This is a genomic window from Sporosarcina sp. Y1011 (assembly GCF_057669885.1).
In genome coordinates, this window is record NZ_JBYHFP010000005.1 from 72,382 (window position 1) to 96,087 (window position 23,706).

General features: G+C 42.1%; 23 protein-coding genes. 7 read left to right on the plus strand and 16 right to left on the minus strand.

Going from position 1 to position 23,706, the window contains the following annotated elements:
- Positions 1-36 precede the first annotated feature (36 nt).
- Entirely contained in the window at positions 37-915 is an 879-nt protein-coding gene (locus tag AC25Y5_RS08295; protein WP_488139894.1) for a DUF6612 family protein, read from the minus strand.
- Between the two features lie 221 nt (positions 916-1,136).
- Between AC25Y5_RS08295 and AC25Y5_RS08300 the strand changes: the two genes are divergently transcribed.
- On the plus strand, positions 1,137-2,855 hold the full coding sequence (locus AC25Y5_RS08300; RefSeq protein WP_488139895.1) for an ABC transporter ATP-binding protein: 1,719 nt from the start codon (positions 1,137-1,139) through the stop codon (positions 2,853-2,855).
- Between the two features lie 99 nt (positions 2,856-2,954).
- Here AC25Y5_RS08300 and hflX read toward each other — a convergent pair whose 3' ends face one another.
- The 5 genes from hflX to AC25Y5_RS08325 form a co-directional block, all read right to left on the minus strand.
- Positions 2,955-4,226 carry a GTPase HflX gene (gene hflX / locus AC25Y5_RS08305; RefSeq protein WP_488139896.1) on the minus strand — a complete coding sequence of 424 codons (1,272 nt, stop codon included), beginning with the start codon at positions 4,224-4,226 and terminating at the stop codon, positions 2,955-2,957.
- 97 nt (positions 4,227-4,323) lie between these two features.
- The gene (locus AC25Y5_RS08310) at positions 4,324-4,452 is read right to left on the minus strand and encodes a hypothetical protein (protein WP_488139897.1); all 129 of its coding nucleotides are present in this window, start codon (positions 4,450-4,452) and stop codon (positions 4,324-4,326) included.
- A gap of 72 nt (positions 4,453-4,524) precedes the next feature.
- Positions 4,525-6,009 carry a sodium/proline symporter PutP gene (gene putP, locus AC25Y5_RS08315; RefSeq protein WP_488139898.1) on the minus strand — a complete coding sequence of 495 codons (1,485 nt, stop codon included), beginning with the start codon at positions 6,007-6,009 and terminating at the stop codon, positions 4,525-4,527.
- 221 nt (positions 6,010-6,230) lie between these two features.
- Positions 6,231-7,865: an AMP-binding protein gene (locus tag AC25Y5_RS08320; RefSeq protein WP_488139899.1), complete on the minus strand. Its 1,635-nt coding sequence runs from the start codon at positions 7,863-7,865 to the stop codon at positions 6,231-6,233.
- A gap of 151 nt (positions 7,866-8,016) precedes the next feature.
- Entirely contained in the window at positions 8,017-9,576 is a 1,560-nt protein-coding gene (locus AC25Y5_RS08325; RefSeq protein WP_488139900.1) for an FMN-binding glutamate synthase family protein, read from the minus strand.
- Between the two features lie 89 nt (positions 9,577-9,665).
- Between AC25Y5_RS08325 and nfsA the strand changes: the two genes are divergently transcribed.
- From nfsA to AC25Y5_RS08340, 3 genes are all read left to right on the plus strand, one after another.
- Positions 9,666-10,397 carry an oxygen-insensitive NADPH nitroreductase gene (gene nfsA, locus AC25Y5_RS08330; protein ID WP_488139901.1) on the plus strand — a complete coding sequence of 244 codons (732 nt, stop codon included), beginning with the start codon at positions 9,666-9,668 and terminating at the stop codon, positions 10,395-10,397.
- An 11-nt stretch (positions 10,398-10,408) separates the two neighbouring features.
- A complete protein-coding gene (locus AC25Y5_RS08335; protein WP_488139902.1) occupies positions 10,409-11,575 on the plus strand; it encodes a class I SAM-dependent methyltransferase in 1,167 nt (388 codons plus the stop codon).
- A 111-nt stretch (positions 11,576-11,686) separates the two neighbouring features.
- A complete protein-coding gene (locus tag AC25Y5_RS08340) occupies positions 11,687-12,019 on the plus strand; it encodes a nucleoside triphosphate pyrophosphohydrolase (protein ID WP_488139903.1) in 333 nt (110 codons plus the stop codon).
- A 36-nt stretch (positions 12,020-12,055) separates the two neighbouring features.
- Here the strand turns inward: AC25Y5_RS08340 and AC25Y5_RS08345 are convergent, their stop codons facing one another.
- The 6 genes from AC25Y5_RS08345 to AC25Y5_RS08370 form a co-directional block, all read right to left on the minus strand.
- Positions 12,056-12,721 (minus strand): Dph6-related ATP pyrophosphatase, encoded by a 666-nt coding sequence (locus AC25Y5_RS08345; RefSeq protein WP_488139904.1) that lies wholly within the window; start codon positions 12,719-12,721, stop codon positions 12,056-12,058.
- A 243-nt stretch (positions 12,722-12,964) separates the two neighbouring features.
- Entirely contained in the window at positions 12,965-14,347 is a 1,383-nt protein-coding gene (gene fumC / locus AC25Y5_RS08350) for a class II fumarate hydratase (RefSeq protein ID WP_488139905.1), read from the minus strand.
- Between the two features lie 127 nt (positions 14,348-14,474).
- A complete protein-coding gene (locus AC25Y5_RS08355) occupies positions 14,475-15,761 on the minus strand; it encodes an ABC transporter permease (protein WP_488139906.1) in 1,287 nt (428 codons plus the stop codon).
- Positions 15,751-16,449: an ABC transporter ATP-binding protein gene (locus AC25Y5_RS08360; RefSeq protein ID WP_482106073.1), complete on the minus strand. Its 699-nt coding sequence runs from the start codon at positions 16,447-16,449 to the stop codon at positions 15,751-15,753. Before AC25Y5_RS08360 ends, AC25Y5_RS08355 begins: the two co-directional genes overlap by 11 nt.
- Positions 16,450-16,687: 238 nt before the next feature.
- Positions 16,688-18,250 carry a flotillin lipid rafts scaffold protein FloT gene (gene floT, locus AC25Y5_RS08365; RefSeq protein WP_488139907.1) on the minus strand — a complete coding sequence of 521 codons (1,563 nt, stop codon included), beginning with the start codon at positions 18,248-18,250 and terminating at the stop codon, positions 16,688-16,690.
- Positions 18,251-18,268: 18 nt separating this feature from the next.
- Positions 18,269-18,802, minus strand: coding sequence for an NfeD family membrane protein (locus AC25Y5_RS08370; RefSeq protein WP_488139908.1), 534 nt, complete (start codon positions 18,800-18,802; stop codon positions 18,269-18,271).
- Between the two features lie 339 nt (positions 18,803-19,141).
- Here AC25Y5_RS08370 and AC25Y5_RS08375 point away from each other — a divergent pair, with 339 nt between their 5' ends.
- From AC25Y5_RS08375 to AC25Y5_RS08385, 3 genes are all read left to right on the plus strand, one after another.
- A complete protein-coding gene (locus AC25Y5_RS08375) occupies positions 19,142-19,762 on the plus strand; it encodes a DUF47 domain-containing protein (RefSeq protein ID WP_488139909.1) in 621 nt (206 codons plus the stop codon).
- A gap of 14 nt (positions 19,763-19,776) precedes the next feature.
- Positions 19,777-20,775 carry an anion permease gene (locus AC25Y5_RS08380; protein ID WP_488139910.1) on the plus strand — a complete coding sequence of 333 codons (999 nt, stop codon included), beginning with the start codon at positions 19,777-19,779 and terminating at the stop codon, positions 20,773-20,775.
- Between the two features lie 159 nt (positions 20,776-20,934).
- The gene (locus AC25Y5_RS08385) at positions 20,935-21,135 is read left to right on the plus strand and encodes a cold-shock protein (protein ID WP_067205063.1); all 201 of its coding nucleotides are present in this window, start codon (positions 20,935-20,937) and stop codon (positions 21,133-21,135) included.
- 405 nt (positions 21,136-21,540) lie between these two features.
- Here AC25Y5_RS08385 and AC25Y5_RS08390 read toward each other — a convergent pair whose 3' ends face one another.
- The 4 genes from AC25Y5_RS08390 to truA form a co-directional block, all read right to left on the minus strand.
- On the minus strand, positions 21,541-21,837 hold the full coding sequence (locus AC25Y5_RS08390) for a rhodanese-like domain-containing protein (RefSeq protein ID WP_482101566.1): 297 nt from the start codon (positions 21,835-21,837) through the stop codon (positions 21,541-21,543).
- A 91-nt stretch (positions 21,838-21,928) separates the two neighbouring features.
- The gene (rpsI, locus tag AC25Y5_RS08395) at positions 21,929-22,321 is read right to left on the minus strand and encodes a 30S ribosomal protein S9 (RefSeq protein ID WP_482101567.1); all 393 of its coding nucleotides are present in this window, start codon (positions 22,319-22,321) and stop codon (positions 21,929-21,931) included.
- An 18-nt stretch (positions 22,322-22,339) separates the two neighbouring features.
- A complete protein-coding gene (gene rplM, locus AC25Y5_RS08400; protein WP_340793008.1) occupies positions 22,340-22,777 on the minus strand; it encodes a 50S ribosomal protein L13 in 438 nt (145 codons plus the stop codon).
- Positions 22,778-22,947: 170 nt separating this feature from the next.
- On the minus strand, positions 22,948-23,700 hold the full coding sequence (gene truA, locus AC25Y5_RS08405) for a tRNA pseudouridine(38-40) synthase TruA (protein WP_488139911.1): 753 nt from the start codon (positions 23,698-23,700) through the stop codon (positions 22,948-22,950).
- Positions 23,701-23,706 lie beyond the last annotated feature (6 nt).

The following is a 23,706-nucleotide window of genomic DNA, read 5'->3' on the forward strand; positions in this document are numbered from 1 at the left end:
GGCACCAGATTGGATATCTGGCGCCCTCTATCTATCTCACTGACCCATTGTTTCATTGATGTCGACTGCGTTATCAATTACCTCTTGTGGAACTTTAATGTTATCAATTTCATTTATTTTACTAATGTCTGCCTTTACTTTTTGGTCAATCTGCATTTCTTCGCCTTCAATTTTCATTATCATATCCATATTCATATTGAACGCGTTTGTGTAGAAGGTTTTTTTATCGATGAATATTTCATATTCTAGTACTTTCACATCCATATTTTCCAATACTTCCGCCTGTTGTTCATCCACTTCCAAACCAGCGGGTAAATTTTCAGTTGCTACTTTCTTAAACAACTCACTGAATTTATCACCTGATGCAGAAAGTTTAAGGATATATTCATCGTCCGTCTGCTCAAATTTAAATTCATCTACAAAATCTTTAAATATATTCATATCAAGTGTCGGGTCTGCCCCACCAGCCATTTGACCAACCATTTCCTCGTACATATCATCCGGGAACTTGATCCACCCCTCTGCTTCAGGGTTACTCATGAAGAAACCATCTTCTGCCATGTACATTTTCATGTCCATCTTACCTTGCTCTCCCATATCCACGTTCATATTCAGATACATAGTCAGGGGCTCAATGATCATATCCATGTCCATTTTAATTTTGCTGTCCATTTCCAACTCTTGACTTGGCATCTTTACGAGCTGATCAATTTCCATTTTTGCATGCATACTCTTTTGTTCATCCGAAACTTCCATTGCTTTTTCATATACTTCTTGTGCTGTCATTTCACTTTTGTTTTGAAGTTCTCCTTTCTTTCCTGTCTCTTGATCGGTTTTCGGTTCTGCTGTTGTACTACATGCTCCAAGACCGAGGATTAGAACACCAGTCGCTATACCCTTTATCCACTTTTTCATATCCTTCGCTTCCTTCCATTTCCAGATTTCTTTTACATATACTCATACGACCCGATTTGCAAAGAGTTTCATGATTCGGTGAAATTGAATCATAGTACTCATTCTTCACCATAAATAAATAGAACTACATGCCTTTTATTTCGGTTTCTGAAATTTAAAATCGTTTTTTGTCTTCATCTCCGCTATACTTGCAATTATCAGACAAAAGGGGATTGCATAAAATGATTAAACAATTCTTTTCATACTATAAACCGCACAGGCGGCTTTTCGTTATCGACTTTTCAAGTGCTATTTTTGTAGCACTGCTTGACCTCGCCTTCCCGGTCGCAGTCAAATGGTTCATTGACGATTTGCTACCTCAAGGTAATTGGGGGCAGATCATAACAATCAGCATCATTCTACTGCTCATTTATTTACTAAGTACATTCCTACAATATATCGTCAGTTATCTAGGTCACAAACTTGGCATTAATATTGAAACGGATATGCGCCAACAATTGTTCAATCATGTACAGAAACAATCATTCCGTTTCTTCGATAATACCAAAACGGGTCACATTATGAGCCGCATCACCAATGACCTGTTTGACATTGGTGAACTCGCCCACCATGGCCCTGAAGATATTTTCATCGCCATCATGACGCTTATTGGTGCTTTCGCAATTATGTATAGCATTAATCCGGAACTTGCCATAATCGCAATAATTATGGTGCCTTTCCTAATCATTGTCGTGACATTCTGTAATATTAAAATGAATGCCGCATGGCAAAATATGTATGGCAAAATCGCAGATGTCAATGCACGTGTTGAAGATTCCGTATCAGGTTCACGCGTTGTCAAATCATTCACGAACGAGGATTTTGAGATTGCTCGTTTCAGAATAGACAATGGCAATTTTAGAACAGCTAAGTTAGTCGCTTATAAAGTGATGGCATGGACCCATTCCAGCATGTTCATGATGACCCGACTCATTACACTCATCGTACTAGTTGTCGGAGCATGGTTCACATTCAATGACAAATTGTCATACGGCGAGCTCGTAAGTTTTGTCCTTTTCGTTAATGTTCTTATCAAACCTGTCGACAAAATCAGTGCTCTCCTGGAACTGTATCCGAAAGGAATGGCGGGATTCCGTAGGTTCCGTGAATTAATCGACCAGGAACCTGAAATTAGAGATCGTCCAGGAGCGGTAGCTGTCACACATTTAAACGGTGATATCCTCTTTGATGATGTACATTTCAATTATGACGACAATAAAGCGGTACTCCATGGGATTGACTTGAATATCCGCGCAGGTCAAACAGTCGCTTTCGTCGGTCCGTCCGGTGCTGGAAAAACAACGATTTGTTCACTTATTCCACGTTTCTACGATGTCACAGAAGGCTCAATTGCTATCGACGGCATTGATATCCGCAATATGACACAGCATTCCTTGCGCTCGCAGATTGGCATCGTACAGCAGGACGTCTTTTTGTTCACCGGTACCATTAAAGAGAATATCAGCTACGGTAAATTGGATGCGACAGTTGAAGAAGTAATTGAAGCAGCAAAAAAAGCGCATTTAGAAGACTTCATTGCTGCGCTTCCCCATGGTTACGAAACACAGATTGGGGAACGAGGTTTGAAACTGTCAGGTGGGCAGAAACAGCGTCTTGCCATCGCTCGCATGTTCTTAAAAAACCCGCCAATTCTTATTTTGGATGAAGCAACATCAGCTCTCGATACAGAGACAGAACGAATTATCCAACAGTCGCTCGCTGAACTTGCTGAAAACCGTACAACACTTGTCATCGCTCATAGACTGGCCACAATTCGTGATGCCGACCGCGTTATCGTTGTCACCGAAAACGGAATCGAGGAGGACGGAAAGTACCATGAACTTGTGAAGAAAGGTGGGATTTTCGCCCGCCTGCATAATAATCAATTTCAAGAGGTTTAATGATTGTAAAAGCGGGCATACTACAATTATCCCACCCCCTTTCTCTTAGATAGAAGGAACAGCACCGCCTGACTTCCCCAAGTCAGGCGGTGCTGTTTTTTAATGGCTAACTATAAATTGCTCAACTTTTGAACGCTCTGATATATCCATTTCCACTGTCATAAGCGTTCCTTCCTCTTCGTACTCCGTATTTTTCACATTTGCATTGTCATTCAAGTAGGAAACGATATCACCACGGTCAAATGGAATGAGCAACTTACACGTGATGTATTGCTCAAAAATCTTCTTCGTAATCAGTTTGATGAGTTCATCCAACCCTTTTCCTTCTTTAGCAGAAATCCAGGCACTATTGTCACTTACTGCTGGATATGGAATTCCAGCCAGATCCGATTTATTGTAAATATTAAGTGTTGGTACATTTTCTACTCCTACCGCTTGCAAGGTATCATTTGTTACTTCCATCATATAATCGTGTTCCGAATTCGATACATCCACAACATGTAATAGTAAGTCTGCATCACGTGCTTCTTCTAACGTTGAGCGGAAAGCCTTTACAAGGTGATGAGGCAGTTTTGAAACAAAACCAACCGTATCCGTTAAGATGAATTCTTTATTATCCTCTAGTTTCACTTTGCGGATAGATGTATCAAGTGTTGCAAAAAGCATATCCTTTTCAAATACTTGTTTCGCATTGTCAACGTCCATTTTCAGCAGTAATTTATTCATAATTGTTGACTTGCCCGCATTCGTATAACCAACAATCGAAACTACAGGGATACCGCTCTTTTTACGCTGTTTCCGCTGTGTTTCCCGCTGATCCTTCACATGATCTAGGTCGCGGCCAAGTTTAGCAATCTGGTCTTCAATTTTCCGACGATCGAGTTCAAGTTTGGTTTCTCCGGCTCCTTTGTTCTGGACACCACCGCCGGTCCCTCCACCTTGTCTACCTAAGGATGCACGTAGTCCAACAAGTCGGGGAAGCATGTATTGTAGCTGAGCAAGTTCTACTTGCATCCGTGACTCACTCGTTCTTGCACGTCTTACGAAAATATCCAGAATGAGCATAGTTCGGTCAATTACTTTACAATCAAGTTCCCGTTCCAGATTACGAATTTGGGAAGGAGACAGTTCATCGTTAAAGATAACAAGATTGGCATCCAACTCTTCGTAAAAATTTTTAATCTCTTCTATTTTGCCTTTCCCGACATACGTAGACGGGTTTCTTTTTTCCATGTTTTGTGTGACTTCCCCGACAACTTCGACTTCAATTGCGCTGGCAAGATTCCTCAGTTCTTCCATTCCATATTCAAAGTGATCGTCCTTTTGTTCATGGACCCCCACAATTACCGCACGTTCTATTAATTCTTCCATGGAATTACCCCTTCCGGACAACTTTTTAGTATCTTCAGTTTAACATATTCGGCGAAATGATAGCCTCCGAACGAAATGTAGTATCAATTCGTCAATGTTAGTTAGTTTGCCCAATGGCAACATCCGTCAACCTTTCCTCACCGAAAACTTGAACTACAAATTTCAGCTCAACATTCTCTAAGACGATATAATTCGCATTGCCAACTTTTTGTGTCAATAAAATCATAGCAATACCCCTCTATCCATATCTAAAAAAATGCAATTGAAAAGCCTGCAGTAATAACTGCAGACTTTCAAATTACTTGCCTTCGTTTAGTATTTTAACTGTTTCTGCAAACTCCTTGTCAATCTCCGCATTCGGTTTGTATGTGATATTACTTACCACAACCGCGACTATTAGACAGAGGAAGAAACCAGGAATGATTTCATAAAGCGTGTCCGATAAAGAATCAATGTTCCCCCAAACCATAACTGTTACGGCCCCGACAATCATTCCCCATAGCGCTCCTTTAGTTGTAAGTTTGCGCCAGAATAGAGATAGAAGAATAACTGGTCCGAATGAAGCTCCAAATCCAGCCCATGCAAACGATACGATACTTAAAATGGATTCATTGTTCGGCCATGCAAGTACCATCGCAATTACGGAAACGATAAGAACAGCCATTCTACCTAAAAACACATAATGCTTATCCGTTGCATCTTTCTTCATAAACGTTTTGTATAAGTCTTCGACAAGTGCTGAAGAAGAAACAATTAGTTGTGAAGAAATTGTACTCATTACAGCTGCGAGGACAGCCGCGAGCATTATTCCTGCGATGAACGGATGGAAGATAATTTGCCCTAAGACAATAAATACAGTTTCGTTATCTATCAATGTAGCATCCGTATTTTGTTGGAAATATGCAATCCCTATTAGTGCTGTTGCTACTGCACCAAACAGGCTCAAGAACATCCATCCAATTCCGATTCGACGTGCTTTTTTCGCTTCTTTGTGCGAATTTAGAGCCATAAAACGGACGATAATATGTGGTTGACCGAAATAACCGAGCCCCCAAGCAACCGCTGACACTATACCGAGGAATGATGCACCCGATACGAAGTTCAGCAATTGAGGATCAACAGTACGGATACTTGCAGCAGTTTCTGTAAGTCCTCCTGTTATGAATATGCCAACAATCGGTACAAGAAGGAGGGCAAGGAACATAATGATACCTTGAACAACATCCGTGTAACTGACCGCCAAAAATCCTCCGAATAATGTATAGAAGATAACGACACCAGAAACAATTAACAAACCTACATGATAATCTAACCCGAATGAGCTTAAGAAGAACTTTCCACCTGCAACCATTCCTGAAGAGACATAGAATGTGAAGAAAACTAGAATGATTACACCGGAAGCTATGCGCAAGAGTCGTGATTTATCTTTCAGACGACTTTCCAAGAAACTCGGAATGGTAATAGAGTCACTTGAAACTTGTGTATACACACGAAGACGCGGTGCAACGAACACCCAGTTTAAGTATGCTCCAATTGTCAATCCTATGGCAATCCAAGCTTCAACCAGTCCATTAAGATAGATTGCTCCAGGTAGCCCCATCAGCAACCAACCCGACATGTCAGCCGCTCCAGCACTAAGCGCAGTAACAGCTGGACCAAGTGCTCGTCCACCAAGCATGTAGTCTGTCAGATTTGAAGTACGTTTGAATGCATACCATCCGATGAAAACCATGGCTGCCATGTATATAATAATTGCAATTAACTGAAACCCATTATCTGACATAGCGAATTCCTCCATTTCATAATAGATAATCTTCATTATATCATCTAAATATTGAATGGAAATCAGTATTATTGATACTTTCCAATAACTCTTGAAGTAAATATTGGCAAGGAACGATATGATTAGTTTATTCCTGCTACATTTCCCAGGAAATATTGTTATTTCGACAAGATAGATTGTAATGTGCGTATCTCGCAATATCGAATGGAGTACGTTTATTTTTATGTGGACGATTTCTCAAAAGACATTTCACGTAGTTTGAACTTCTGTATTTTACCGGATGCAGTCATCGGATACTCTTCCGTAAACTCAATATACTTCGGAATTTTGTGACGAGAAATGTTTCCTTTGCAGAAAGTGCGTACTGCCTCTTCATCGATTTTCACTCCTGGCTTCAGAATAATCCACGCCATCAGTTCCTCGCCATACTTTGCATCCGGTACGCCTACGACTTGTACGTCAGCGATGTCAGGATGTGTATATAGGAACTCCTCGACTTCTTTTGGATAGATATTTTCACCACCACGAATAACCATGTCTTTGATGCGTCCTGTAATATCAATATATCCTTCCGTGTCCATTACAGCGATGTCTCCAGTATGGAGCCACCCTTCTGCATCAATGACTTCTTTTGTCGCCTCTGGGTTATTATAATACCCTTTCATGACATTATATCCGCGCGTGCAAAGTTCCCCGGGTTCCCCAACAGGCATCTCATCACCCGTGATGGAATCAATGATTTTGACTTCTACACTTGGATGCGGCTTACCGACTGTCGAAACCCTTTTACTGATTGGATCATCTGTCTTTGTCTGAGTAATGACAGGAGATGCTTCCGTCAGGCCGTAACAAATCGTAATCTCACTCGCACCCATATCTTCAATAACTCGTTTCATAACTTCAATTGGACATACGGAGCCTGCCATTATTCCGGTACGAAGCGTAGATGTATCATACTTTTTAAAATCAGGATGATTTAGCTCAGCAATGAACATCGTAGGAACCCCATGAAGTGCTGTACATCTTTCTTCCTGCACCGCCTGAAGTACGCGTAAAGGATCGAATTGCTCAAGTAAAATCATCGCGGAACCGTGCGTGACAGCTGCAAGCGTACCCAGTACACAACCGAAGCAATGGAAAAATGGTACTGGGATACAGACACGGTCCTGCTCAGTCAGTTTCATATAATCACCTATTAATTTACCGTTATTGACGACATTTCTATGCGTCAGCATAACTCCCTTCGGTTGGCCGGTCGTGCCGGATGTATATTGAATATTGATGACATCATCAGGATTTAGCGAATGGAACTGCTTATCCAGCTGTTCATCAGATATACCTTCCGCGTATGATAAAAATTCAGACCATTTATACATACCCGCTTCTTCTCGCTCCGTCATCAAAATGATTCGTTTAAAATGAGGTAGTTTTTCGCTTGCTACAGAACCTTTTTCACCTATCAACAGCTCCGGACAAACTCTCTTGAGGATGTCTATGTAACTCGTCCCCTTAAAGCTTTCATCCAGAATAAGTGTAGTTGCATCAGATTGTTTTAATAAATACTCCATCTCTGAAGCTTGGTAATTCGTATTCACCGTGACAAGAACTGCCCCCATTTTACCTGTTGCAAACTGACTGAGCAGCCACTCCCGTTTATTATCCGACCAGATGGCAACGTTTTCCCCTTTTCCGATGCCCATGCCCATGAACGCTTTCGCAAGTAAATCTGTTTCCTCGTCAAATTCTGTATATGTTTTACGAATCCCATGTTCCGGATAGACATACGCTTCCTGCGTAGGATAAAGCCGTGCCTGCTCTCTTACAATTTCCCCCACTGTTTTCTGTAACAACGTCATATCCATTCCCCTTTTCTCATTGATTCATATACTTATATATTATCACAACATTCTAAAGGTTTGAAAATTAATGTGGAACTGTTTTCGGACTAATCATCCAAAAATGAAGAATACCGTTATACCCTTTATAGGCAGAACGGTATTCTTCATTTCATTCAACCGGATAAACACGTCCTCGGTCATCCTTGTAAACTATATGATGCCTTGTGAGTTTCGTCGGAGAATCCAGTCCCGCAGCTGCGGCGATTCGGAAAAGCCCCTCTCGCATTGTCAAAATATAATTCGTAACACGGAACTTTTTCTCCTCAACGACAAGACCTTGTTGTAGCTTCTTATCCGTTGTCGCTACACCCGTTGGACAATCATTCGTATGGCAACGGTGCGCCATAATGCAACCGACGGAAATCATAAAACCTCGTGCAATTTGAACTAAGTCTGCCCCCATTGCCAACACAATTGCTGCCCGGTCCGGTGTCGTTATTTTACCCGAGGCAATGATTTTTACTTGGTCACGCACTTCAAATTTCCTAAGCGCATCGTCTAGAAGAATAATCGAAGAACGTAACGGCAACCCAACGCTGTCTGCAAGATCTTGGTAGGTAGCTCCAGAGCCACCTTCTCCACCATCCAGCGATATAAAATCAGGACCCTTACTAGTTTCATACATGAACGATGCTAATTCTTCCGCGTCTTCTTTACCACCAATGACGATTTTAATACCAACCGGTTTACCAGAATGCTGGCGAATTTGATCAATGAATTCAAATAGTGTTGGATAATCATCAAACTGGTGAAAACGATTCGGACTGTTAATAGAAACATAAGGAACAACATTGCGGATTGCCGCAATTTCTTCCGTTACCTTAGATCCTTCTACATGCCCTCCACGCATCTTTGCACCTTGTGCAAGCTTAATCTCAAATGCTTTCACTTGAGGAATATCCGCTTTTTCGCGGACCCTTTCAAAACTGAATTCTCCTTCTTCCGTCCTGAAACCGAAAAGACCGGAACCGATTTGAGCAATGATATCAGCACCTCCCACCAGATGATGCGAGGAAAGACCTCCCTCACCGGTATTCATCCATGCGCATTTAGCCATGCCAATCCCTTTTGATAAAGCAGTGATGGCATTTTCTCCGAGTGCTCCGTAACTCATTGCTGATTGACCAAGCATACTGCGTACATGGAACGGCTGCTCACAGTTCGGTCCGATTACAATCGCGTCCTCTTCCGGCAACAGCCATGGCAATGTCGGGATTTCTTCACGATGCTCTTTCCGGGAAAACAAATGATCTTCATCCATAACATAACGCATCGTATCTACAAGGTCCTCATTATCCACGCGCATTTCCTCATTCTGCATTGTAAACATTGCGTTTCGTATATAATAACCAGATTCCTCAAAATCCCGCTTCGATCCAAAGCCGATAACACTGTTCAAATATTTACCCGGCAGCACCATCCGCAAATATTCCTCACGGTTAAATGGTTCGCCATCGTTATCGTCGTCAAAAAGATATTGTCTAAGTTCAGGCCCCGTTTTTTCGAGCACATAACGCATCCGCCCTAAAATTGGGAAATTTCGAAGAATAGCATGTTGTTTTTGCCTTTTGTCATAAAAGAAAAGAAAGATGGCAATCGTGATTGGTATGATAACTAGAAATAGGACTAATAAAGTCGTCGTCAACGAAATACTCTCCATCCAATTCATTTCTACACCCCTTTTCAAGCTTTAAAGGTAGTTTACCACTATCTAAGTCTGTTAATCTTAATTCATTAAACACATTTTGGAGGGATTCAATGGTTATCAAATTATTAACAGCACACTCATCTGTAAGAAAGTATAAAGACATCCCCTTAACAAAAGAAGAAGTGCATGAGCTCATTCATGCAGGTCAACACGCGGCCACCTCACACTTTGTACAAGCTTATTCCGTTATTTATGTCACGGACGTTGAAAAACGGCAGAAACTTGCTGAACTCGCAAAAAATCCGCAGCAGATTTTATCGGCAGGAGCTGTCCTTGTTTTTTGTGCAGACTATTGTAGATTGAAAAAGGCGGCACAATTAGTCGGGAAAGATATTGACTTTTCCTCAGCTGAAAATGTACTTGTCAGTTCAATCGATGTGGCTTTGTTCGCACAAAATGTTGCAATTGCGGCTGAATCGAAAGGATATGGCATCTGCTATATCGGTGGCGTGCGTAATGCACCCGAAGAAATCAGTAACTTGCTGGCACTTCCAGTAGGTGTTGCACCCATGTTCGCTATGACAATCGGAGTTCCCGATGAAGCAAATGAAGTAAAACCCCGCTTGCCCGTAGAAGCAATCATTCATGAAAACGGATATGATGCTGAAAAATACAACGAAATTATTCCGGAATACGATGAAATAATGAACGAGTATTATTTAAATCGCGGCTCAAATCGCAAAGACGCAGCCTGGTCCGACTCTATGGCTGACTTCCTTGGAGCGCCTCGCCGAACTTATATGAAAGACTTTTTAAAGAAACAGGGATTCGAGTTTAACTAGGAGTGATGAATTTGCAATTCGAGGAATTACTGGACGAACTGGCACGCCGCATGACAGATGGCGCTTTCATTGGTGCTACAATCAGCCAGCCACGCACGAAAACGGATGATTTGAAGCGAGTGAAAGTGAAGCCTGTTGAAATAAAAGGCCAACTGCATATTCAATTCGAGTATCAGTATGAACGTGTGTTAAACCATGAAAACATTACACCTGATGGATTACTTCCTTATTTACAACAGCTACTTGAGCGTTTTAGACAAGTGCATGCTGAGTTTTCCAACGAAAAAATCCATGTCCAGTTGACGAAGAAATTTAAAGTTATGTGGAAATCAGAGAAAACGACATCTGAAAAAGTGATTGACTTAACACATAACCGTAAGAAAAATTATTTGCTCGATGAAAATACTGCCTATCCATTTCTAGTCCGACTGGGAGTCCAGACACCCGATGGTAAAGTGAAAAAGCAGAAGCACGACAAATTCAGGCAGATTAACCGATTCGTTGAGTTCATTGATGATTCCCTTGCTCACTTGCCAAAAGACCGTACTATCCGCATCCTCGATTTTGGTTCAGGTAAATCCTATTTGACGTTTGCTCTCTATCATTATTTGCGCATTGAAAAGGGACTGGATATTAAAGTAACTGGTCTTGACTTAAAAAAAGAAGTGATTGAGGAATGCAGTTTGATTGCCAAAGATCTTGGTTACGAGAATCTTGAATTTCTTGTAGGTGATATCAATGACTACAATGAAGAAACGTCCGTCGACATGGTGGTTACACTTCATGCATGCGACGTTGCAACAGATATGGCGCTCGCACGCGCGGTGAAATGGGGCGCGAAAGTCATCTTGAGCGTCCCTTGCTGCCAGCATGAACTATTCTCGCAAGTCAATTCCCCCGCGCTCGACGTCATGCTTCAGCACGGACTTATCAAAGAACGGTTCTCTGCGCTTGCTACCGATTCGATTCGTGCGGAGCTCTTGTCACTCGTTGGTTACGAAGCACAGCTTCTTGAGTTTATCGACATGGAGCATACACCGAAGAATATCTTAATACGTGCTTACCAGACCGGACGTAAGGCTACTGCTGATGAAGTAACTCGGTACACTGCGTTCAAGACTCTGTTACATGCAGATCCATTTTTAGAGAAGGAACTTGGAGATTTATTGAATATATGACTAAAAACCGTCCACGTTCGCTCCAGGCGAGTGTGGATGGTTTTTTCAATTCGGAGGATTACGTGGTATCATTTAGAATAATTAGTTATGTAATTGAAGGAGATGATGCAAATGCCAATATACAACAAGCTCGTGCGCGATAGGATTCCTGAAATTATCGAAATGTCCGGTAAAACGTGCACTACACGCCTATTGACTGAAGAAGAGTACATAATCGAAATCAATAAAAAAATGTATGAGGAAATTAATGAATACGATGCAACTGAAACGACAGATGACGCCATTGAGGAACTCGCTGACTTATTGGAACTTATCCATGCAGCATTAGGCCATTACGGTGCATCATTTGAAGATTTAGAAAGGGTCAGAGCCGAAAAAGCTGAGAAACGTGGTGGTTTTGACGAGCAAATTTTTCTGGTAGATGTCGAAGATGACGAAATATGAGGTTTCCAAAAAGATAGCGCTCTATTCCGTTGCCACTCACTTCTTTTCTTCCAACGCTACATCTAAAAATACATAGCCATCCCGTTCGTGCTTTCCAGAAAATACAACAGGTACTCTTTCACTGAATATGGGACCATTTACGGTAACAGTATGAAATTCGCCCGATTCTCCACACGAATCGATGTCCATCGCTTCCAGTTCATCCATCAGTTCCACAGTAAATTTGCGGCCAATGAAATGTGCAGGCATCATTTTTGTATTGACAACAACAATATATGCTTCGAATCCTGCCTCTATGAACTCTTCCAGAATGTTGCGTCGCGGCTCCATCCAAAGGGGATGTACCGCTTCCATGCCGACTTTCTCACATGTCTGTCGTACCCATTTCAAATGATCTTCGAGATCGATATCACCGAATACGCCATGGTTAATACCCGCCTCAACACACTCCTTCATCGCATCCAAGAATTGCCCTTCATAACTTGTCCAATTTGCACCACGGATCATTAAAGGCACGCCAAGTCTTACCGCCTGGGCTTCCACAACTTCAAAAGACAATGCATGTGATTTTGACCGTTCTTCATCCTCTTCAAACATCGTCCACAACCGTTTCGGAATGCCGCCCGCTTTCATTGCGCGGTAATAAGCCATGGCAGAATCTTTCCCGCCGCTCCATGATGCTACAAATGATACACCTTTCATCTTGTCCACTCCCCTGTTTGTAAAATCAGTACTATAGCAGCTTCAAAACTGCCCTTTTAAGACCGCTTTCCACTGTACTTTTCGATTCCGAACTCTTCATTTTAAAATTTTTAGAAAGATTAATAAGTAAATGTTAGGAATGCAAACCTTACTTCTACCACCATAACAACTTCCCCGTTTTCATCAAAAAAAGTTCCACCAGTCAGGACGCCGACTGATGGAACCTCCTTTTGTCTATCCAATTTATCTGCCGATCATTTTCGACGGAACGACATACTCGTCAAACTGTTCTTCTGTCAGCAAGCCTGATTTAAGTGCTGCCTCTTTCAACGTTGTACCTTCAGCATGTGCAGTTTTCGCGATTTTTGCTGCATTTTCGTAACCGATATAAGGATTAAGTGCCGTTACGAGCATGAGTGAGTTTTGAACTTTACGATCAATCTCTTCACGATTCGGTTCAATACCAATTGCACAATTATCGTTGAAACTGATCATCGCATCACTCAATAACGTCACCGATTGAAGGAAGTTGAAGATGATAACCGGTTTGAAGACGTTCAGTTCAAAGTTTCCTTGGCTCGCCGCAAAGCCAATTGTTGTATCATTCCCCATGACTTGTGCAACAACCATTGTCAATGCTTCACTTTGCGTCGGATTCACTTTTCCTGGCATGATAGAACTGCCGGGTTCATTTTCGGGAATTGTTATTTCTCCGATGCCTGAACGCGGTCCACTCGCCAACCAACGTACGTCATTGGCAATTTTCATCAAGTCCGCCGCAAGCGCTTTGATGGCACCATGAACGTAAACAATTTCGTCATAGCTCGTGAGTGAATGGAATTTGTTTATCGCAGACGTAAACTCAATTCCCACCGCTGTGCTAATTTCAGCAGCAACACGGTCACCGAATCCAACAGGTGCGTTGAGTCCTGTTCCAACAGCTGTTCCGCCAATCGCAAGTTCTTTCATCGACTCGACGCTGCCAGTAATCATTTGTTCCGTTTTCTCGAGCATACGGTGCCAGCCGCTAATCTCTTGGCCTAGCGTTAAAGGCGTCGCGTCTTGTAAATGCGTACGACCAATTTTAATGATATCCATGAATTCTTCTGATTTCTTGCCAAGTGTTTCTTTTAATACCTTAATTGCCGGAACAAGTTGCTGTTGTACAGCTATGACGCCTGCAACATGCAACGCTGTCGGGAATGTGTCATTCGAACTTTGTGACTTGTTCACATCGTCGTTCGGATGAAGGCGTTCTTCCTCGCCCCACTCCTCAAGAAGTTGATTGCCGCGATGTGCCAGTACTTCGTTCATGTTCATGTTTGACTGCGTACCGCTACCTGTTTGCCAAACGACAAGTGGAAAATGGTCGTCCAACTTTCCGGATATCACTTCATCCGCCGCTGCAGAAATCGCCTTCATTTTCGCTTCTGATAGAGCACCATGTGCATGGCTCGCGATGGCTGCTGACTTTTTCAAGTGAGCAAATGCATGTATAACACCAATCGGCATTTTTTCTCCGCCAATTTTAAAGTTTTGTTTACTACGTTGTGTTTGTGCACCCCATAACTTGTCCGATGGTACTTCAATTTCACCGAACGTGTCATGCTCAATACGATAATCCATTATCCATCCCTCTTTCAATTGTAAGTATTCCCATTATCGCATGATTGGCACTATTATTTCATGTACCTCGTCTTGGAAGAACGCTTTTTAAATGAAATACCTGTTTTCCAGCAACGCATTCTAGCAATTACAGTTCCTGTCTCAACGCATTAATAACATCAATTTTTGTTGCTTTACGTGCCGGACGCCATCCTGAAATCATGGCAACAGCAATACTGATTGTGGAAGCAATGACTAGAAGCTGCCATGGAATAATGGAGAACGTGACGGTCATTCCACCGAAATCCTCTTCGCCAAGTGCTGCTGTGACGATAATTGGTAAGATATAATTCGATACAATACTCACTCCATACGAAATGACGACAGCAAGCACCGTTCCCAATATGCCAATCCATGCACTTTCCATCAAGAACAATCGTTGGATTAATTTCGGATCTGCCCCGATTGCCTTCATAACACCAATTTCCCGCGTCCGCTCTGTCACGGCCATTGTCATCGTGTTGAAAATACCGATGGATGCAATCAAAATCGCGATTGTCCCGACGAATACGAGCCCCGCTTTCAACGCCAGGAAAAAGACGTCAAGCTGATCGAGTTCCTCCGATATGGAATAGACGCTGTACCCATCCTCTTTCAATGCAGTGGAAATTACTTTGACGTTTTCTATTTTATCCGCATAGATGTTTACTTCACCATAAAATAAGGAATCTACATCGGCATCCTCATCCACAGGTCTCTCTACATGCGAATAATAGATTTTTTCTAACTCTGGAATGATTGTAGCATCCACATATATTTTTTGATCCTGAACCCAATCTTTTGCAGGATTCTTTCCGATACCTACTATTGTAAGTGGTATTTGCTCTTCAATTATTCCCCCTTCATTATCGCCAATTTGATAAATGAACTGTTCACCAATCAATTTACCGTCGTAGGTTTTATTTTCGCCCTCTCCATTTTCAACTGGTTGTTTCAATAAGGCTTCTGCAAAATCGCTTCCCACGACGACTTCGTTCGATTTTTCAGGTAAACGTCCTTTCTGAAGTTCGAAATTTGCTTTCTTCTCTTCTGTAAAATCCGTTATAGTAAGCGAATTATTCCCTGTGAATTCACCTATTGACGTCTGCTGTTCTGCACCTAAACTTTGGCGGAATACAACTGCATTTACATGCTCCCTTTTCTTTAACTCGGCAACTTTCTCTTCATTCATCTCACTTGAGTACACCTCAATTTGCGTCACAAGTCGGTTCGACAGAATTTCTTTGCGTATTGTATCGTGTAATCCGAACCCAACTGACGCAAGCACAATCAGAAATGCTGTACCCATTGTTGCTGCAAGCACGGTCATAAAGACACGCATTCTGTTTTTCTTTATATGTCGCCGCACGAAACTGATTTGGTCTTTAAATTGCATGCTGTTCACTACCTTCCGTTAATACCCCGTCGTGCATTCTGTACACACGGTTCGCCGTTTGAGCCACTTCATCGTCGTGTGTGATGATGACGAATGTGATGCCCCGTGTTTTATTGAGCGACTGGATTAGCAAAAGGACATCCTGCTCTGTTTCCGAATCAAGACTACCTGTCGGTTCATCGGCAAAAATAATTGGCGGATCGGTGATAAGCGCACGCGCGATACCGACCCGTTGCTGCTGCCCCCCGGATAATTCATTCGGATAATGATCTTGCACCTCAGCCAAACCAACGATTTGCATAAGGTCTTGCACTTTCTGCTGCCGCTCGCTTTTGCTGATGCCTTTCAATGTCAGCGGTAGTTCAATGTTTTCAAACGCGGTTAAGCCAGGCATGAGCTGGAAGTTTTGAAAAACGAATCCGAAATGATCCAGTCTGAATTTTGCACTTTCCGCTTCGCTAAATGAAGACGTCTGTACGCCCTGCACGTGAATTTCTCCACTTTCAGGCGTCAGGAATCCTGCCATTATGTGAAGAAGCGTTGATTTGCCCGAACCACTTTTTCCGACAATCGATACGATTTCACCATCTGCTATGTCAAATTTCAGTCCTTTAAGCACAGGCACCCGCCTCTCCTTACCTTTCTTGCCAATTTTGAATGAATGGTTTAAATTTCTTACACTAATCATGCAATCGCCTCCAAATTTCTTTACTCCCTTCATTATAAGGAGAGATTCTTAAGGCTTTGTAAGGATGGATATGAAGAATTTCTTAAGATGTTCGTAGGATTTGGTTGGTTGGAGCACTTATATGATTGGTAAGTAGCCTTATATGGTCGATCGACCTCATCTACATGCGGAGATAGCCCCTGCTCCATAAAAAAAGAGTCCAAATCGCATAATCGCGCTTGGACCCTCTCCTATGAAATTATTCAGTTTTATCGGCTGCTACTTGTTTTTCTGCAATCTGTTGTTGTATCGGTGGCTTCATATTTGCTGCTTTCACTTCGTTTGTCAATTGGTCAATACTTGGGCGAATAGTGTTTTTGCCCGAATAATTCTCGAGCATTTCCTTAACGTCGATGCCTGATGAAGCTTTCAATGACTCCTGCAATGTCGCCATAAGGTTCGTGGCGTAAGACGTAACCTTGTTTGCTCCGCCACCTTCACCACTACCCGTGTCAACGACTGTGATTTTATCGATATTCGCAAGCGGGCTTGCAATTTGTTTCGCGTATTCCGGAAGCATGTTAACGATCATATCAAGCATGGCAGCTTGACCGTATTGTTCAAATGCTTCAGCAATTTTACGTTTCGCTTCTGCTTCCGCAAGACCTTTCAAACGGATAATATCTGCTTCTGATTCACCTTGTGCACGTTGGGAATCCGCTTTTGCTTGCCCATCGAGGCGGACTTTTTCTGCATCGGCAGACGCTCGCGCTTCAATGCGATACTTCTCGGCATCGGCTTCAGTAATTTGTTTAGACTTTTCAGCTTCTGCATTTTGTTCGATTGCGTAGCGGTCTGCATCAGCTTTTTTCTTTACTTCGGAATCGTATTGCTTTTCACGACGCAGAATCTCTTTCTCTTCAAGTTCAATTTGCTTTTGACGTTCAATGATTTGAACTTGCATTTCTTGTTCCATAACTTCCTGTTTAGAAACGGCCGTTTGAAGTTCGTATGCTTGGTCGGCACGTGCTTTCGCAACGTCCTGTTCGCGTCGGTAATCCGCAACTTTCAATTGATTCTCTTTTTCGGCTTCCGCAATTTCAGTCGCACGCTCGATTTCCGCTTTTTGTGCTTCTTTGGATGCTTCTGCATTTTTAATACGCGTTTCTTTTTCTGCTTCAACCATTGCGATATCTGCATCACGTTTTACTTGTGCGATACGCGGTTTTCCGAGAGAATCGAGGTAGCCGTTCTTATCACGTACATCTTTTATTGTGAATGAAACGATGATGAGTCCCATTTTCGCAAGGTCCTGTGATGCAACACGCTGTACTTCTTGTGAGAACTTATCACGATTTTTGTAAATTTCCTCTACTGTCATGGAACCTAGAATCGAACGCAGATGACCTTCTAGCACTTCTTTCGCTTCGTTTTCACGGTCTGCTTTCGATTTTCCTAAAAATTGCTCCGCGGCTGTTGCAATTTCTGCTATTGAGCCGCCGATTTTAATAATGGCTGTTCCGTCCGCCATAACTGGAACTCCTTGTTCTGTGTATACTTCCGGCGTTGTCACTTCAAGTTTACTAGATAAAAGACTAAGCGGTGCTGCTTGCTGGAATACCGGTAACAGGAACGTTCCGCCTCCACGTATAATTTTAATACGATTGCCTGAATCGTCTGTATGTACATTTTTAGTTCCTAGGTAACTTCCTGTCACGATAAGTGCTTCGTCCGGCCCCACTGTGCGGTACTTTGTAACGTAAACGAGAATAACTGCCAGTAATACAAATGCGACTACTCCAAGTGCTATCCAAATCTCCATCTGTTTTTCCCCCTTTTTTTATTTGAAGCGGAATGGTTCATACTCCTTGACGATGAATGTCCCATCTCTCACTTCGATGATTAAAACTTCTTTCTCGTATTCAATTGCTGTGTTCTCGTACCCTGCCGCTCTCTTTGAAATTACGCCATTTACCGATTCGATGACAATCTCGCCGAATCCGTCAACCGGAATAGGGACAATTACTTTCCCAACCCGTCCCATCAACGACTCATCTGTGTAAGAAAGGGATACTTCCGCTGACCTTAATGGGAGAAGAATGAATAAGTACAATAAAAAATCGAGTACAAAAGCAGTAACAAGTGCAATTACTAAAATGACTCCACTGCCCCAAGATGTAACAAGCTCCAAAATATAACCACTAGCCGCTACAAACGTAATGAATGCAAGTATGACTGCAGGATCCAATACTGGACTTACTTCACCAATCCCTTCAGCCATATCACTAAATAGGATATATAACAATGTCGCAAGACCGGCGATAATTAGTGTAATTAAATATAATTGCACAATTGGCATTCCAAACAGTTCCATTTCAGCACCTCCGCCTTCACCTTTTTTGCCTCACCTATGTATACGTCCGACAATCCCATAAGTTTCAATTTACTGAAAATTAATCAATTTATTTCGAATCTATTAGCTTACATTTTCATACAGTATGAATTACTTCCGTTCAAATTTTCACTTGTCCTTTTTGAAAGATACCTGAGGGTTAGCTCCTGACAATACCTCCCTGGTAAACATAAGTACTTGGAGTTTCAATAATGTTGTCTTTAGCAGGCTTTTCGATTTATTTTTGCTATGATATGCTTTATTAACATTTTGTAAAGGTCAACCTAAAAATTTAATTCCGGAAACGGACGGAGGCATACAATGTTTAGTCAACGTAAACCTGATCCATTTTTCACAGCATTGCTAATGATTGCTGAAAATTTACAAGAAGCAGCTCATTATGCCAACGACTTTAAGGTAGGTACAGCCGTTGACTTGAAAGAAGTAAGCATTAAGCTTAAAAATTATGAAACTGCGGGTGACTCGCTTATCCATAATCTCATTGCAAAGCTTAATAAATCATTCATTACACCAATTGAAAGGGAAGACATTATGCAGTTGTCTATTAAAATGGACGATGTTCTTGATGGCATCGAACATTTCGTAGCCCATCTAGAAATGTTTTCACTTACTGAAATTGATGAGTATATGCAGAAATTCATGGAGTACATCGTGAAAAGTACAGATGAAATAGTGAAAGCAATGAAGCTACTCGCAAAGAAAAAACTTGAAGCCATGCACGATCACGCTATCCTCATTAAAGAATACGAGCGGGTTTGTGATGAGATTTTCCGTACATCCATCAAACAACTTTTCATTAACGAAAAAGATCCCATTCGAATTATTCAATTCAAAGATATTTATGAACAACTTGAAGATATCGCGGATTATTGCCAGGATGTCGCCAACACAATCGATACAATCATTATGCGCAACGCATAAGAGGGAGCCGCTAAATGAATACTATTCTTCTCCTTACCATTTTAGTCGTCATTTTCGCACTCGCTTTTGATTTCATCAATGGCTTTCACGATACGGCAAACTCAATCGCAACATCCGTTTCGACACGTGCCCTAAAGCCACGAACTGCTATTATGATGGCAGCTATCATGAACTTCATTGGAGCGCTTGCATTTACAGGCGTTGCGAAAACAATTTCCAAAGACATCGTCGATCCTTTCGCTCTCGAAAATGGACCACTCGTTATCTTGGCCGCACTAACGTCAGCAATTATTTGGAATCTCGTTACATGGTATTTCGGAATCCCGTCCAGTTCATCCCATGCCTTAATCGGGTCAATTGCTGGTGCAGCTATTTCAGCGGCAGGTTTCGGTATTTTAAACTACGGTGGTTTCTTAAAAATATTACAAGCGCTTCTTGTTTCACCATTCATCGCACTTGCGGTCGGCTTCCTTGTAATGTCACTATTCAAACTAACATTGAAAAACAGGAATTTATTTGGAACAAATAAACGAATCCGTTATATACAAATTGCTACAGCAGCACTTCAATCCTTTACACACGGAACGAATGACGCACAAAAAGCCATGGGGATTATTACAATGGCGCTTATCGCTGCAGAAATGCAATCGTCGGAAGACATTCAGCTATGGGTTCGAATTGCTGCCGCAACTGCGATGGGTCTAGGAACATCAATTGGCGGTTATAAAATCATAAAAACAGTCGGCGGCAAAATAATGAAAATTCGTCCAGTGAACGGAATAGCGGCAGATTTATCATCTGCTGCAATTATTTTCGGCGCTACACTAATCCACTTACCCGTCAGTACAACACACGTAATTTCATCTGCAATCATGGGTGTAGGCTCGGCCCAGCGTGTGAAAGGTGTCAATTGGGGTATGGCTCAAAAGATTGTTGTCACATGGGTTATTACATTGCCGATTTCAGCTTTAATCGCAGCAATTATCTATCGAATTTTCAAGTTGTTTTTTTAACTCAAACATTTCCCTTGCATTATCCAGATGGGCCTGTTATGATAAAGAAGAATTATTTTTGTTCGGCATGATGGTCTCGAAATAAATCTTGACCGCTTCAAGACTTGAGCAAGGATAGTAACACAATGTATGCACAAAGCATACGAGGAGGATACACACATGGAACAAGGTAAAGTGAAATGGTTTAACGCAGAAAAAGGATTTGGCTTCATCGAACGCGAAGATGGCGACGACGTATTCGTACATTTCTCGGCTATTCAAGGAGAAGGCTTCAAGTCTCTTGAAGAAGGTCAAGATGTTACGTTTGAAATCGAGCAAGGCCAACGCGGTCTTCAAGCTACAAACGTAAACAAAAACTAATTTGAATTAACCATTCAAAAGCCAAGCCCCTCGGGGTTTGGCTTTTTTCTTTGTCTAAAATTAATTTATTGACCCTGACATCCATATCGCTCCATTTAAAGACATTACCAACATTATCCGTTATTATAGAAGAATAGATTTACTTTATCAATTACGCCTCGGCGTAATTGCGTCCAGATTTTGAATCGAGCTTGCTCGATTGACTCCTTTCAAAATCTGTGACATCCGCCGGAGGCTTGATCAGGGAAGAATTGAACTTCATTCTTCCTCGTTCAGCAGGCGTTTAGACACCCGCTGAACAGGAATACAAAACCGCATTCATCTCCCACCTATGGAGGTGAGAGTCTTCTGCTGAATAAAGATAAAAAAAAGAGGAAACCAGTAAAGGTCCCTCTCAAAACTTACTTATTCAGTCGCGCCTTCCCATTCGAGCATGCCGCCTACCATATTTGTTACATCATAGCCTTCATCACCCAGGAACTCCGCTGCACGCCCGCTACGGCCGCCTGAACGACAAATGAGTATGTATGGCTTAGATCTATCTAACTCGTCCATACGGATCGGCACATCACCTAAAACGATGTGTTTCGATCCAGGTATCATTCCTACCGCTACTTCATCCGCCTCACGCACATCTATCAGGTTGAACTGTTCACCTTTCTCCAAACGTTCCTGTAACTCGGTTGTTGTGATCTCTTTCATAAAAATCATCCTTTCCCTTTTTCTATGTCTATACTTTAACACAGAAAAGCCCTTTTCCACGAATGGAGAAGGGCTTTTCTTAAATGCAATATTAACGTTTTGAGAACTGTGGTGCACGACGTGCGCCTTTAAGACCTGGTTTTTTACGTTCTTTCATTCTTGAATCACGCGTAAGAAGTCCTGCTGATTTAAGAGCCGCGCGGAAGTCAGGATCTACTGAAAGTAGAGCACGTGCAACTCCGTGACGGATTGCGCCAGCTTGTCCTGTGTATCCACCGCCATCAACGTTTACAAGGATATCGTAGCTTCCAAGTGTTTCCGTTACTACGAGTGGTTGTTTGATGATTTCGCGAAGTGTTGCGAATGGTACGTAGTCTTCTACGTCACGTTTGTTGATGGTAATAGTGCCATCTCCAGGAACTAGACGTACACGAGCTACTGAGCTTTTACGACGGCCTGTGCCGAGATATTGTACTTGTGCCAAGTTATTTCCTCCTCTTAATTAACCGCGAAGTACGAATACTTCTGGTTGTTGTGCTGCGTGCGGGTGATCCGGTCCAGCGTATACGTTAAGTTTTCTGTATGTTTGACGGCCTAAAGGACCTTTTGGAAGCATTCCTTTAATTGCAAGTTCAAGCATTTTTGTAGGGTAGTTTGTACGCATTTCAAGAGCCGTACGTTGTTTCATGCTGCCCGTGTAACCTGAGTGACGGTAGTAAATTTTGTCTTTCAATTTGTTACCTGTAAGATGTATTTTTTCTGCATTGATGATGATGACATGGTCACCTGTATCAACGTGTGGTGTGAACGTAGGTTTATGTTTGCCGCGCAAAAGTGATGCAACTTCAGAAGCAAGACGACCAAGCGTCTGTCCTTCAGCGTCGACAACGAGCCATTTACGCTCTACTTCGTGACCTTTAGCCATGAATGTTGTACGCATAATTTTATCCTCCTAAATGAATATCTATTCGTTCCCGTTTTCTCTATCCCTAAACACAATTTTACCTTCCGGGGCTTCTTTGTGGGGTTATTAGAAATACCATTACTCATCTTATCCCGAATACCACATTAAGTCAAGCATCTTTTCTAAATACACCAGGAAAAGTTGCCTCAGTCTTGATAGCTTACATTTTGAAGGTACAAACCGTGTGCTGGTGCGGTTTTGACGTTGGCTTTCCGACTGCGAGAGTCGAGTATCTGCTTGACGTCATCAGACGTCTTCCAACCGTTGCCTACAACAAGAAGCATACCTGCTATACTCCTAACCATATTATATAAAAAACCGTCACCTTCAATGGTCATGATGAGGTATTCACCTTTTTTTTCAAGTGTTAGCTGCCTCACCGTTCGGACTTTATTGGTCGTAGCGGTTTTTGAAGAACAGAAGCTTGTAAAGTCATGCGTCCCAATAAAATGATTCGCAGCACCTTTCATTGCTTCTATATCCGGATGTGATCTGCCTAAATGAACAGAAAAATTACGCTCAAATGGGCTATGCACCTCGCTATAAGACCATTTATAGACATACGTCTTCCCGGTAGCAGAATAGCGGGCATGAAAATCTTCGCTAACATAATCAGCTTGAACAATTCGTATATCTGTTGGAAGTAGAACGTTCAACGCCAGTTGCCAGCGGGCTGTCGGCAGTGACAGCGGGGTATCAAAATGAATTACTTGTCCCGTTGCATGAACACCGGAATCCGTCCTTCCACTTGCGACTGAAAATATTTCCTTGTCTTTATGCATTTTCACAAGCGCCTTGTCGATTTCCGACTGCACCGTCCGCATACCCGGCTGTACTTGATACCCTGCGAAATGAGTACCATCATATGAAATTATCGCTTTCACACGCTTCCTATCCATTTACAC